General features: G+C 67.4%; 9 protein-coding genes and 1 tRNA gene. 1 reads left to right on the top strand and 9 read right to left on the bottom strand.

Annotated elements, in window-relative coordinates:
- Positions 1-134: 134 nt before the first annotated feature.
- The 9 genes from ACZ6MZ_RS01380 to dnaA all read right to left on the bottom strand — a co-directional run bounded on the left by ACZ6MZ_RS01380 (position 135) and on the right by dnaA (position 12,717).
- Positions 135-208, bottom strand: a tRNA-Ile gene (locus tag ACZ6MZ_RS01380).
- Positions 209-266: 58 nt separating this feature from the next.
- The gene (locus ACZ6MZ_RS01375; protein ID WP_389782874.1) at positions 267-971 is read right to left on the bottom strand and encodes a DUF3566 domain-containing protein; all 705 of its coding nucleotides are present in this window, start codon (positions 969-971) and stop codon (positions 267-269) included.
- 3 nt (positions 972-974) lie between these two features.
- Positions 975-3,638, bottom strand: a complete 2,664-nt coding sequence (gene gyrA, locus ACZ6MZ_RS01370; RefSeq protein ID WP_389782875.1) for a DNA gyrase subunit A — start codon at positions 3,636-3,638, stop codon at positions 975-977.
- A gap of 51 nt (positions 3,639-3,689) precedes the next feature.
- Positions 3,690-5,768, bottom strand: a complete 2,079-nt coding sequence (gene gyrB, locus ACZ6MZ_RS01365) for a DNA topoisomerase (ATP-hydrolyzing) subunit B (RefSeq protein ID WP_389782878.1) — start codon at positions 5,766-5,768, stop codon at positions 3,690-3,692.
- A gap of 451 nt (positions 5,769-6,219) precedes the next feature.
- Positions 6,220-6,813 (bottom strand): DciA family protein, encoded by a 594-nt coding sequence (locus tag ACZ6MZ_RS01360; protein WP_384328862.1) that lies wholly within the window; start codon positions 6,811-6,813, stop codon positions 6,220-6,222.
- Positions 6,810-7,955, bottom strand: coding sequence for a DNA replication/repair protein RecF (recF, locus tag ACZ6MZ_RS01355; RefSeq protein ID WP_469349622.1), 1,146 nt, complete (start codon positions 7,953-7,955; stop codon positions 6,810-6,812). Before recF ends, ACZ6MZ_RS01360 begins: the two co-directional genes overlap by 4 nt.
- Positions 7,956-8,002: 47 nt before the next feature.
- Positions 8,003-8,881 carry a phosphogluconate dehydrogenase (NAD(+)-dependent, decarboxylating) gene (gnd, locus tag ACZ6MZ_RS01350; protein WP_389782882.1) on the bottom strand — a complete coding sequence of 293 codons (879 nt, stop codon included), beginning with the start codon at positions 8,879-8,881 and terminating at the stop codon, positions 8,003-8,005.
- 77 nt (positions 8,882-8,958) lie between these two features.
- Positions 8,959-10,089 (bottom strand): DNA polymerase III subunit beta, encoded by a 1,131-nt coding sequence (dnaN, locus tag ACZ6MZ_RS01345; RefSeq protein WP_384178327.1) that lies wholly within the window; start codon positions 10,087-10,089, stop codon positions 8,959-8,961.
- 861 nt (positions 10,090-10,950) lie between these two features.
- Positions 10,951-12,717, bottom strand: a complete 1,767-nt coding sequence (dnaA, locus tag ACZ6MZ_RS01340; protein WP_384178324.1) for a chromosomal replication initiator protein DnaA — start codon at positions 12,715-12,717, stop codon at positions 10,951-10,953.
- A 364-nt stretch (positions 12,718-13,081) separates the two neighbouring features.
- Here dnaA and rpmH point away from each other — a divergent pair, with 364 nt between their 5' ends.
- Complete coding sequence (rpmH, locus tag ACZ6MZ_RS01335) at positions 13,082-13,219, top strand: 50S ribosomal protein L34 (protein ID WP_073787211.1); 138 nt, start codon at positions 13,082-13,084, stop codon at positions 13,217-13,219.
- Positions 13,220-13,228 lie beyond the last annotated feature (9 nt).

The following is a 13,228-nucleotide window of genomic DNA, read 5'->3' as shown; positions in this document are numbered from 1 at the left end:
CCGACCGATACCGATCGGTGACCTGCCCGCGACCCAACTCCGGGCTTCACCAGGGCGAAAGAACAGCCGATCTGAAGAACTGCGGAATGCAGTCGGCCCGCACGGATGCTCTCCGTACGGGCCGATTGTCGCGGTGGGGCTAACAGGATTTGAACCTGTGGCCTCATCCTTATCAGGGATGCGCTCTAACCAACTGAGCTATAGCCCCGCGCTGCCCCTGAAGATTAGCGCACTTCAGGGCCAGCCCCAAAATCGATAGCCGACCCTCACTCGTCCTCGGCGAGCGTGAGCTCAACACCGCCCACGAAGCCCGCCGACAGGTTGTAGATGAAGGCTCCGAGCGTCGCCAGCGCGGTGGCCAGCACCACATCGATCACCGCGATGACCGAGGTGAAGATGAGCACCCGCGGCAGCGACAGGAACGACTGCAGATCGAACCCGTTGCTCTCGTTGGAGCCCGTGGCCTCGCTGATCGTGCCGCCGACTGTCGAGAAGACGCCCATCGCGTCCATGACCATCCACAGCACCGCGGACGCGATGACCGTGCACACGCCCAGTGCGATGGAGAGCAGGAAACTGACCTTCATCACCGACCACGGATCGGCCTTCGCCACCCGCAGCCGTGCCTTACGGGTACGCGGTGTCGTCCGCGCCCCCGTCCGCGGCCGGCGCACCGCCGAAGCCGCGCCACCCTGGTCAGCCATGGGACCGGCCGGAGCCGCCTGCTGCTGCCCGGCAGTGCGCTGTTGACCCTGCTGGCCGTCCTGCGTCCCCGCGCCCTGCGGCGAGGGATACGCCTGCGGCGGATGGTACGGCTGAGCAGCCTGCTGCGACTGGTCAGATCCGTACGTCTCGTACGGGGGCTTGTGCCCCCGGGTATCGGTCACCGTTACCCCCTGGGAGTCCGTGGCAGGGCCACGAGCACCGTTCCCTCCGGATTCGGCCGATCCGGCGCCCGTGGCTCCACTCACGCTCTACTCCTCGTGCTCCCCGGCCGAGGACTTGCTGCCCTCGGCAACCTCAGCCGTACCGGCCTCTTCGGTCCCCGGGGCATCGGTCCCGTCGACCTCTTCAGCCTCGCGGCCCGCCTCGGCATTGCGTGCGATACCGACGACGGCATCGCGCTTGCCCAGGTTGATCAGTTGGACGCCCATGGTGTCACGGCCCGTCTCCCTGACTTCGTTGACTCGCGTGCGAATCACACCGCCGCCGAGGGTGATGGCCAGAATCTCATCTGTCGCCTCGACCACCAACGCGCCGACGAGAGAACCACGGTCCTCCACAATCTTGGCAGCCTTGATGCCGAGGCCACCACGACCCTGGACGCGATACTCGTCGACGGCGGTCCGCTTCGCATACCCGCCATCGGTAGCAGTGAACACGAACGTACCGGGCCTGACGACATTCATCGAGAGCAGTTCGTCGCCGTCGCGGAAACTCATCCCCTTGACACCCGAGGTGGCACGCCCCATCGGACGCAGCGCGTCGTCCGTTGCGGTGAACCGGATCGACTGGGCCTTCCTGCTGATGAGCAGAAGGTCGTCCTCCGCCGACACCAGCTCGGCGCCGATCAGCTCGTCGTCGCCGCCCGCCTCCGTCTCCCGGAGGTTGATCGCGATGACACCGCCCGCGCGGGGGGAGTCGTAATCCTTGAGCGGGGTCTTCTTCACCAGACCCGCCTTGGTGGCCAGGACCAGGTACGGCACGGCCTCGTAGTCGCGGATCGCCAGGATCTGGGCGATCTTCTCGTCCGGCTGGAAGGCCAGCAGGTTGGCGACGTGCTGGCCGCGCGCGTCGCGGCCGGCGTCGGGGAGCTCGTACGCCTTCGCCCGGTACACCCGGCCCTTGTTCGTGAAGAACAGCAGCCAGTGGTGCGTCGTCGAGACGAAGAAGTGGTCGACGATGTCGTCTTCCTTCAGCTTCGTGCCGCGTACGCCCTTGCCGCCGCGCTTCTGCGAGCGGTAGTCGTGCGTCTTCGTACGCTTCACATAGCCGCCACGCGTGATGGTGACGACGATGTCCTCCTCGGCGATCAAGTCCTCCATGGACATGTCACCGTCGAAGGGCACCAGCTTCGAACGCCGGTCGTCACCGAACTTGTCGACGATGACCGTCAGTTCGTCACGGACGATCTGACGCTGCTTCTCCGGCGAGGCCAGGATCGCGTTGTACTGATCGATCTTCTGCTGCAGCTCGTCGTGTTCTGCGACGATCTTCTGCCGCTCCAGAGCCGCCAGCCGGCGCAGCTGCATCTCCAGGATCGCGTTCGCCTGGATCTCGTCGATCGTGAGCAGCCCCATCAGGCCCTCACGCGCGATCTCGACCGTGTCACTGCGCCGGATGAGCGCGATGACGTCGTCGATCGCGTCGAGCGCCTTGAGCAGACCGCGCAGGATGTGGGCCCGCTCCTCGGCCTTGCGCAGCCGGAACCTCGTCCGCCGGACGATGACCTCGATCTGGTGCGTCACCCAGTGCCGGATGAACGCGTCCAGGGAGAGCGTGCGCGGCACCCCGTCGACCAGCGCCAGCATGTTCGCGCTGAAGTTGCTCTGCAGATCGGTGTGCTTGTACAGGTTGTTCAGTACGACCTTGGCGACCGCGTCCCGCTTCAGGACGACGACCAGCCGTTGGCCCGTACGCGAGGACGTCTCGTCGCGGACGTCCGCGATACCGCCGACCCTGCCGTCCTTGACCAGGTCCGCAATCTTCTGCGCGAGATTGTCCGGGTTGGTCTGGTACGGAAGCTCCGTGACCACCAGGCACTGGCGGTTCTGGATCTCCTCGACCTCGACCACCGCGCGCATCGTGATCGAGCCACGGCCCGTGCGGTACGCCTCCTCGATGCCCTTACGGCCCACGACCAGCGCACCGCTCGGGAAGTCGGGCCCCTTGATCCGCTCGATCAGCGCATCGAGCAGCTCCTCGTGACTGGCCTCCGGGTGGTCCAGCGCCCACTGGGCACCGGCCGCCACCTCCCGCAGGTTGTGCGGCGGGATGTTCGTGGCCATACCGACGGCGATACCCGCCGAGCCGTTGATCAGAAGATTCGGGAACCGCGCCGGCAGGACCGTCGGCTCCTGGTTACGGCCGTCGTAGTTGTCCGTGAAGTCGACGGTCTCCTCGTCGATGTCCCGGAGCATCTCCATCGACAGCGGCATCATCTTGCACTCGGTGTACCGCATGGCCGCGGCCGGGTCATTGCCCGGAGAACCGAAGTTGCCGTTGGAGTCCACCAGCGGCATCCGCATCGACCACGGCTGCGCCAGCCGGACCAGGGCGTCATAGATCGAGGAGTCGCCGTGCGGGTGGTACGTACCCATGACGTCACCCACGACGCGGGCACACTTGTAGAAGCCCTTCTCGGGCCGGTAGCCGCCGTCGTACATCGCGTACAGCACGCGCCGGTGGACGGGCTTGAGACCGTCCCGTACGTCCGGCAGCGCGCGCGACACGATGACGGACATCGCGTAGTCGAGATACGAGCGCTGCATCTCCGTCTCGAGCCCGACCGGCTCCACACGCATCGCCAGACCGTCCACCGCCTCGACGGTGTCCTGGGCGACAGGGGTGCCGGGCGTTCCGGGAGTGCCGGAGGTCTCGGCGTTTTCGGGGGTGTCAGGGGTGTTCTCGTCGGCCATTGCTGGTCAGTTTTCCTTTCGGCCTTTTCGAATCCGTCAGCTGAGACCGACTCAGATGTCGAGGAAGCGGACGTCCTTGGCATTGCGCTGGATGAAGGACCGCCGCGCCTCGACGTCCTCGCCCATCAGCACCGAGAACAGATCGTCGGCCTGGGCCGCGTCGTCCAGAGTGACCTGGCCGAGCACGCGGTGGTCGACGTCCATCGTGGTGACCCGCAGTTCCTCGGCGTTCATCTCGCCCAGGCCCTTGAAGCGCTGGATCGAGTCCTCGCGGATCCGCTTGCCGTTCTGCTTGCCGAGCTCGACCAGGGCGTCGCGCTCCCGGTCGGAGTACGCGTACTCGAAGTCGTCCCGGCCCCACTTGATCTTGTAGAGCGGCGGACGGGAGAGATATACGTGCCCTGCCTCGACCAGCGGCCGCATGAAGCGGAACAGGAACGTCAGCAGCAGCGTGTTGATGTGCTGGCCGTCGACATCGGCGTCCGCCATCAGGATGATCTTGTGATAGCGGAGCTTCTCGATGTCGAAGTCCTCGTGCACACCGGTGCCGAACGCCGAGATCAGCGCCTGGACCTCGGTGTTCTGCAGGATCTTGTCGATCCGCGCCTTCTCGACGTTCAGGATCTTGCCGCGGATCGGCAGAATCGCCTGATACATCGGGTTACGGCCCGACTTCGCCGAACCACCGGCGGAGTCACCCTCGACGATGAAGATCTCGCACTTCGAAGGGTCGTTCGACTGGCAGTCACTCAGCTTGCCCGGCAGCGACGCGCTCTCCAGCAGGCCCTTGCGGCGGGTGAGATCGCGCGCCTTACGGGCCGCGACCCGGGCCGTGGCGGCCTGGATCGACTTACGGATGATGTCCGCGGCCTCGTTCGGATTGCGGTCGAACCAGTCCGTCAGGTGCTCGTGGACGACCTTCTGGACGTAGGTCTTCGCCTCGGTGTTGCCCAGCTTGGTCTTCGTCTGACCCTCGAACTGGGGCTCGCCCAGCTTCACCGAGATGATCGCCGTCAGACCCTCGCGGATGTCCTCGCCGGTGAGATTGTCATCCTTCTCGCGCAGCAGCTTCTTCTCGCGCGCGTACCGGTTGACCAGGCCCGTCAGCGCCGCCCGGAACCCTTCCTCGTGCGTACCGCCCTCATGCGTGTGGATCGTGTTCGCGAACGAGTACACACCCTCGCTGTACTGGGCGTTCCACTGCATCGCGATCTCGACCGAGAGCATCCGGTCCCGGTCCTCGGCCTCCACGTCGATGACCGTCGGATGGATCAGCTCACCCTTGCGCGAGTTGAGGTACTTCACGAAGTCGACAATGCCGCCCTCGTAGTAGTACTTCACCGTACGGACCAGTTCCTCGTCCGCCTGCTCGACCGGGTCCGTGCCCGCGACGTCGGCGCCCACGACGGCCTTCGCCGACTCGCGCTCGTCGGTCAGCGTCAGAGTCAGCCCCTTGTTGAGGAAGGCCATCTCCTGAAAACGCCGCGACAGCGTCTCGAAGGAATACTCCGTCGTCTCGAAGATGTCCGGATCGGCCCAGAACGTCACCGTCGTACCCGAGTCGGGCGTCTCCTCGTTACGGACCAGCGGCGCCGTCGGCACACCGAGCTTGTAGTCCTGCGTCCAGCGGTAGCCGTCACGCTTGACCTCGACCGCGACCTTCGACGACAGGGCATTGACGACCGAGACGCCGACGCCGTGCAGACCACCGGAGACGGCATACCCGCCGCCGCCGAACTTGCCGCCCGCGTGGAGCACCGTGAGCACGACCTCGATGGCCGGCTTGTTCTCGGACGGCACGATGTCCACCGGGATACCGCGACCGTTGTCGATCACCCGCACCCCGCCGTCGGCGAGGATCGTGACGTCGATGGTGTCCGCGTGCCCGGCCAGGGCCTCGTCGACAGAGTTGTCGACGACCTCGGTCACCAAGTGATGCAGCCCACGCTCACCGGTTGAACCGATGTACATGCCTGGCCGCTTACGGACCGCGTCCAAGCCCTCCAGCACGGTGATGGCACTGCCGTCGTAAGAGGCGGTCACCTCGCCGTGCTCGCCAGTGGCAGTGGACGGAGTCTTCTCAGGGGGGTTGCCGGAATCGGCCACGAAGCGCCCTTTCTGGCACAGCACAGGCCGTTTCCGAGCAAGCGGGAGCGGCTGCGTCGTTCGGCTTGTGTCGACGTGTCCCGCAAGCACAGCGGGATTTGCAGCCAGTCTACCGGTAGCGCCGACCCGAATGGGGGTTTGCCGGTACCTGAGTCCGCATGTGCCGCCCTGAATGAGCACCTCCCGACTCCCCATATTCAGGAAGGGGCTCCAGGAGGCTCACACGGGCGTTGAGCGCTTCGTCCTGTCAACCTCCCGCTACGGTGAGGGACGCCTCACTCTCCCCAGCCGCACTCCCCGGTCATCACGCCGCGCACGAGAGACCGGACAGAGGGAGGAGACAGGCCCGGAACAGGCCCGGGAGACCCGCCGCACAGGCGGCTCAGGGCCCCCGTCACGGCCGTACGGAACCCAACGGGGCGCGACGGACAGGCCAGGCACGAGCCCGCCCTCCGTCAAGGCGAACCCCCCACCATCAGCCGTACGTGTCCCCCGGACCCTTGCTCCCCGGCGCCCGCAGCCGCCCGAACCGCTGCGGCGGCCCCCCGGGCCCCAGCACCTTGATCACCCGTACGGTGCCGTGCCCCAGATCCTCGTTCAGCCGGGCCACCAGCCGCGGCGCCAGCAACCGCAGCTGCGTCGCCCACGCCGTCGAATCGCACTGCACCGTCAGCACCCGCTCGTCGTTGCCGTCGTCGTACCGCTGCGGCACACAGTGCTTCGCCACGTCCTCGCCGACGATCTGCGGCCACCGGCCCATCACACCGCCCACAGCGGCCGGCGTCTCCCAGCCCCGCTCCGTGATCAACCGGTTGATCGCCGCACCCAGCGGCAGCGGATCACGGCCATCGGCCCGCGCCCCGGAACGCAGCCCGCCACCCCGCCTGGCCTGCTTCTTCTGCTGCGCCGCCGCACCACGCGCCCGCGCCTGCTCCTTCGCCGCACGCAACGCGACCCGCGCCAGATCCACACCCGACGACTCGACAGGCCCCGCCGCCCCGGCCCCCTCGGGCAGCTCGGCGGGCGGCTCCGGCCGGTCGGACCCGCCCAGCCTCCCCAGGCCGCTCATACGCGCTCCACAGCGCCGTCGGCGACCACGCACCGCGCCCCCGCCAGCACACCCGGCACGTCATCGTCCACCGCCGCGGTCACCAGCACCTGCTCACCCGGAACCACCAGCTCCGCGAGCCGCTCCCGCCGCCGCGCGTCCAGCTCGGCGAACACGTCGTCCAGCACCAGCACCGGCTCATTGCCCTCGGCACGCAGCAGGTCGTACGAGGCCAGCCGCAGGGAGAGCGCATAGGACCAGGACTCGCCATGACTGGCGTACCCCTTCGCCGGCAGCTGCCCCAGCTTGAGCACCAGATCGTCGCGGTGCGGACCGACCAGCGTCACCCCCCGCTCAACCTCCTGCTTGCGCACACCCACCAGGGCGGCCAGCAGCTGTTCGAACAGCTCATCGCGCGTATGCGCGCCCTCACCCAAGGCATCCCCGGAGGCCTCACCGGCCGAGGAACGGTACTCCAGCAACACCGGACCGCCCCCGGGCGCCAGCTGCTCGTACGCCTTGTCCGTCAGCGGCTGCAGCGTCGCGATCAGCTCGACCCGCCGCGCCAGCAGCTCCGCCCCCACGCGCGCCAGATGCTGGTCCCACACATCCAGCGTCGAAAGATCCATCCCGCGGCCGCCATGCCGCCGCGCCATCGCCGCCGACTTCAGCAGCGTGTTCCGCTGTCGCAGGACCCGGTCGTAATCCGACCGCACCCCCGCCATCCGGGGCGACCTCGCCGTGATCAGCTCATCGAGAAACCTGCGCCGCTCGCCCGGATCACCCTTCACCAGCGCCAGATCCTCCGGCGCGAACAGCACGGTCCGTATGATCCCCAGCACATCACGCGGTCTGACCTGCGAGGACCGATTGATACGCGCCCGGTTCGCCCGGCCCGGATTGAGCTCGAGCTCGACCAGCTGCGAACGCTCGCCCTGGGTGACCGCGGCCCGGATCACCGCACGCTCCGCGCCCATCCGCACCAGAGGCGCGTCCGACGACACCCGGTGACTGCCGAGGGTCGACAGATAGCCGACCGCCTCGACCAGATTGGTCTTCCCCTGCCCGTTCGCCCCGACGAACGCGGTGACGCCCGGATCGAGCGGAACCTCGACCCGGGCGTACGACCGGAAGTCGGCCAGCGACAGATGCGTGACATGCATGGGTGTACGCCGGCCTTCCCCGGTCAAGCGTTACTTCTTCTCAGGCGTTACTTCTTCGACTCGACCGCGTGGCCGCCGAACTGATTGCGCAGCGCCGCGACCATCTTCATCTGCGGCGAATCGTCCTGCCGGGACGCGAACCGCGCGAACAGGGAAGCCGTGATCGCGGGCAGCGGCACCGCGTGGTTGACGGCCGCCTCGACCGTCCACCGGCCCTCGCCGGAGTCCTCCGCGAAGCCCCGCAGCTGCTCCAGGTGCTCGTCCTCGTCCAGGGCGTTGACCGCCAGATCCAGCAGCCAGGAACGGATGACCGTCCCCTCCTGCCAGGAGCGGAAGACCTCACGGACATCGGTGACCGAGTTGACCTTCTCCAGCAGCTCCCAGCCCTCGGCGTAGGCCTGCATCATGGCGTACTCGATGCCGTTGTGAACCATCTTGGCGAAGTGGCCCGCGCCGACCTTGCCGGCGTGCACGGAGCCGAACTCGCCCGCGGGCTTGAGCGCGTCGAAGATCGGCTGCACCTTCGCCACGTCATCCGGAGTGCCGCCGTACATCAGCGCATAGCCGTTGTCCAAGCCCCAGACGCCGCCGGAGACACCGCAGTCGACAAAGCCGATGCCCTTGATGCCCAGCTCCACCGCGTGCTTCTCGTCGTCCGTCCAGCGGGAGTTCCCGCCGTCCACCACGACATCGCCCGGAGACAGCATCGCCGCCAGTTCATCGATCGTCGCCTGGGTCGCGGCCCCGGACGGAACCATCACCCACACCACGCGCGGACCCTTGAGCCGGTCCACCAGCTCCTGGAGGGTGTGCACATCGGCGAGGTCCGGATTGCGGTCGTATCCGATGACGGTGTGGCCCGCGCGGCGAATGCGCTCGCGCATGTTGCCGCCCATCTTGCCGAGACCGATGAGACCGAGCTCCATCAGGCGTTCCTTAAGCGTTGAAGCGATTCGTACCCGGGGCCGAGCCTACGCCCGGACCCGGCTACTCACCTGCGGGGTCAGCCGCTCAGCCGAACCGGCATGATCAGGTACTTGTATGCCTCGTCAGCCTCCGCGTCGACGGCGGGCCTGCCGCTGAGCAGCGCCGGCTTCGTGGACGTCGTGAAGGAGAGCTGGGCGACCGGGGAGTCGATCGCGCTCAGGCCGTCCAGCAAGAAGGTCGGGTTGAAGGCGATCGAGATGTCGTCGCCTTCGAGCTGCGCGTCGACGCGCTCCACAGCCTGTGCGTCGTCACTGGAGCCGGCCTCCAGGATGAGCACACCCTGCTCGAAGCTGAGCCGCACCGGGGTGTTCCGCTCGGCCACCAGAGCCACACGCTTGACGGCCTCGACGAACGGGCCGGTCTCGATCACCGCGACCGAGTTGAACTCGGTCGGGAAGAGCGTGCGGTACTTCGGCAGGTCGCCTTCGAGCAGCCGCGTGGTCGTGCGCCGTCCGGCCCCCTCGAAACCGATCAGCCCCTCGCCGGCCCCCGCCCCGGAGAGCGCCAGGGTGACCGTGTCACCGCTGGTGAGCGCCTTGGCGGTGTCCAGGAGCGTCTTGGCGGGCACCAGAGCGACCGCGGAGATGTCCGGGGACTCCGGCTTCCACAGGAACTCACGGACCGCGAAGCGGTAGCGGTCGGTCGAGGCCAGGGTGACCGTGTCGCCCTCGATCTCGATGCGGACGCCGGTCAGCACGGGCAGCGTGTCGTCGCGGCCCGCGGCGATGGCGACCTGGGAGGCGGCGGAAGCGAAGACCTCACCGGGGACGGTGCCGGTCGCCGTCGGCATCTGCGGCAGCGCCGGGTACTCGTCCACCGGGAGGGTGTGGAGCGTGAAGCGGGAGGAGCCGCAGACCACGGTCGCCCGTACACCGTCTGTGGAGATCTCGACCGGGCGGTTGGGCAGGGCCCGGCAGATGTCGGCGAGCAGCCGGCCGGAGACGAGGACGGTGCCGTCCTCCTCGACCTCCGCGTCGACCGAGACCCGCGCCGAGACCTCGTAGTCGAAGCTGGAGAAGCTGAGAGCGCCTTCCTCCGCCTTCAACAGAAGGCCCGCAAGGACGGGCGCCGGCGGACGGGCCGGAAGGCTGCGGGCCACCCAGGCCACTGCCTCCGCGAGTACATCGCGCTCCACCCGGATCTTCACCGGAACCGCCTCCTGCTGTTGCTCGCTCGCCCTGCTGGCCTTCGTCGTCGGCTGTGATGCCGGGGACCAGTCTGACGTACGGCACCGACAGTCGGCGCGGCTGCGGGTCAAGTCGACGCAACGGGGGCCGGGCGCTCCAGCGGCGAGTTGTGCACAGGCCCTGCTTCGAAGCAGATTCCCCGTTAACTCTGAGTGGTAGTAGTAGTAGGGCCTGTGGAAACCGTGGATAACGCCATCCGCGCAGGTCAGACCCGTTTTTTTGTCCACCGACCCTGTGGGTGCAGCCCGTGGACAACTCGCTCTTTCTGTGGACGGCCGAAAGTTCTGCACAGCCGATGCACAGGACAGGGGTACTTCTCCCCAGACCTGTCCCCAGCTTTACCCCAGTTCCCCACAGCCCAACCGGGGTCCTTGGTGTGACGCCTTTCACTCGACTCAGCGATCCCGCGCGTTTCGTTGCCGAACAGTGGACAGGGTTGTGGACAGCCTGTGGGCAACAGCACCAGGCTTGTGGGCCGTCGGTGGACAACTGAACCGCTGCCCTGTGGAAGACTTTTCCATCCACAGTCTGTGGAGCACCGGGACTCACAATTCCACAGGGTGCTGACCTGGCCTGATGTCATTTCGGCGGGTCTCCCTGTGGACACAGTCTGGACAACTTCGCCATCCCCAGGCTGTGGATAGAAGATCGCCGGACAATCTGTGGAGAAGTCCCCCGCGCCGCCATGTATTCGAACAGCGATGACGTGGCAGCGACCTGCCGACGGGGTCGCCGCGGGGCCTGCGGCATGACGAAGGGCGCCCCGGGACCGTCTCGGACGGTGTCCCTGAGCGCCCTCAGCAGGCCAGGTGCCGGCTGTGTCAGCCGTTCTTGATGCGGTTCGTGAGCTCGGTGACCTGGTTGTAGATGGAACGCCGCTCGGCCATCAGCGCGCGGATCTTCCGGTCCGCGTGCATCACGGTCGTATGGTCGCGGCCGCCGAACTGCGCACCGATCTTCGGCAGTGAGAGATCGGTGAGCTCGCGGCAGAGGTACATCGCGATCTGGCGTGCCGTCACCAGCACCCGGCTCCGTGAGGAGCCACAGAGGTCCTCCACCGTCAGACCGAAGTAGTCGGCGGTCGCCGCCATGATGGCGCTCGCGGTGATCTCCGGGGCCGCGTCCTCGCCGCCCGGGATCAGATCCTTGAGCACGATCTCGGTGAGGCCGAGGTCCACCGGCTGCCGGTTGAGCGAGGCGAACGCCGTGACCCGGATGAGCGCGCCCTCCAGCTCGCGGATGTTGCGCGAGATACGGGAGGCGATGAACTCCAGCACCTCGGGCGGGGCGTTGAGCTGTTCCTGAACCGCCTTCTTGCGCAGGATCGCGATGCGCGTCTCCAGCTCCGGCGGCTGTACGTCGGTGGTCAGGCCCCACTCGAAGCGGTTGCGCAGCCGGTCCTCCAGGGTGATCAGCTGCTTGGGCGGCCGGTCCGAGGACAGCACGATCTGCTTGTTGGCGTTGTGGAGCGTATTGAAGGTGTGGAAGAACTCCTCCTGGGTCGACTCCTTGCTCGCCAGGAACTGGATGTCGTCGACCAGGAGAATGTCGACATCGCGGTAGCGCTTGCGGAAGGTGTCGCCCTTGCCGTCACGGATCGAGTTGATGAACTCGTTCGTGAACTCCTCGGAGCTGACGTACCGCACGCGCGTGCCGGGGTAGAGGCTGCGCGCGTAGTGCCCGATGGCATGGAGCAGGTGGGTCTTGCCGAGCCCGGACTCCCCGTAGATGAAGAGCGGGTTGTACGCCTTCGCCGGCGCCTCGGCGACGGCGACCGCCGCCGCGTGCGCGAATCGGTTGGAGGCGCCGATGACAAAGGTGTCGAAGAGGTATTTGGGGTTGAGCCGGGCATGGGGCTCGCCGGGCCCGGGCGCTGGGGCGGGCTGTGCGCCCAGCGGTCCCGTCGCTCCGCCGCGCGGACCGCCGTTGTGCCCTCCGCCGTGACGCGGTGACGGAGGCTCCTGCAGATCATGCCGGTCCTGGTGCTGTTCGTACGGCGAACGCTCGGAGCCCTGGGGCTGCCGGTAGTCGTGCTGCGGCTGCTGCGGGCGGGCGGTGGCGTACGGGTCGCGATCCTGGTAGCCGCCGAGCCTGGGCTGCTGCCAGGACAGGTCTTCCTGGGTACGCGGCCAGGCGCCGGGGTCGGGCCGCTGCTGCTGGTAGTCCGGGTACGCGGGGCGTACCGAGGGCATGCCGTCGTCCGAGGGGCGGTGTCCGTAGCTGTCGTATGTATCGCTCTGCCGCGGCTCGTCGTGCTGCGGGCCCTGGTAGCGGTGCTGCTGGGGCAGCGGAGGGGCCGGTGGGGTGGGTTCGGCGGCGGAGTCGTCGACGGTGATGGCGATCCGGATGGGCCGGCCGCATTCGTGGCTCAGGGTCTCGCTGATGAGGGGGGCCAGGCGGCCTTCGAGGACGCGTTTGCCCCATTCGTTGGGGACGGCGAGGAGCGCGGTGTCGGCGACCAGGGCGAGGGGCTGGCAGCGCTCGATCCACTGCTTGTCCTTGGGCTCGATGCCCTGGTGGCCCTCCCTGAGGAGCTGCTCCAGCACTCGTGGCCACACTGCGGCAAGATCGGCAGGTACATCAGCCACAAGGCACGCTCTCTCGCAGGTCCCACGAATGTGTGGTTCTCGGGACGGGATGGGAAGACCGGCAGGAAAAGAATCCGGAGTTCAGTCAAGGTAGTCAGGCCGACCCGCGCGGTTCAAGTTGTTGTCCACAGCCTGTGCACAATGGAGCCCGGCACTGAGCTGGTTTGACCGGATGGCGTAGCCGCGCGTACCGTGACCAGGTCGAGTTGTCGATGGCTGCTGCCGCCTGCCTCCGATGGGCAAAGATCACGAACTGTGGTTGTGAAGCGGTGCGCTCGGGCGTACACGCGAGCTACTCGTGGGCGCACGGTGACAGCCAGGCGATGTACCGCCATCTCTCACACACATTTTCTGGAGCCCCCGAGTGAGCAAGCGCACCTTCCAGCCGAACAACCGTCGTCGCGCCAAGACCCACGGGTTCCGGCTGCGGATGCGTACCCGTGCCGGCCGCGCGATTCTCGCGTCCCGCCGTGACAAGGGTCGCGCCCGTCTGTCCGCCTGATCGCCTGAC

This window comes from Streptomyces sp. NPDC042201, from assembly GCF_055582185.1.
The sequence above is the reverse complement of the archived record's forward strand: the minus strand, read 5'-3'. Positions and strand labels throughout refer to the sequence as shown.

Bases quoted from the DNA above. Each gene is read 5' to 3' on its own strand.
- gyrA (WP_389782875.1), bottom strand. From the start codon at position 3,638: ATGGCCGACGAGAACACCCCTGACACCCCCGAAAACGCCGAGACCTCC.
- ACZ6MZ_RS01360 (WP_384328862.1), bottom strand. From the start codon at position 6,813: ATGAGCGGCCTGGGGAGGCTGGGCGGGTCCGACCGGCCGGAGCCGCCC.
- recF (WP_469349622.1), bottom strand. From the start codon at position 7,955: ATGCATGTCACGCATCTGTCGCTGGCCGACTTCCGGTCGTACGCCCGG.
- gnd (WP_389782882.1), bottom strand. From the start codon at position 8,881: ATGGAGCTCGGTCTCATCGGTCTCGGCAAGATGGGCGGCAACATGCGC.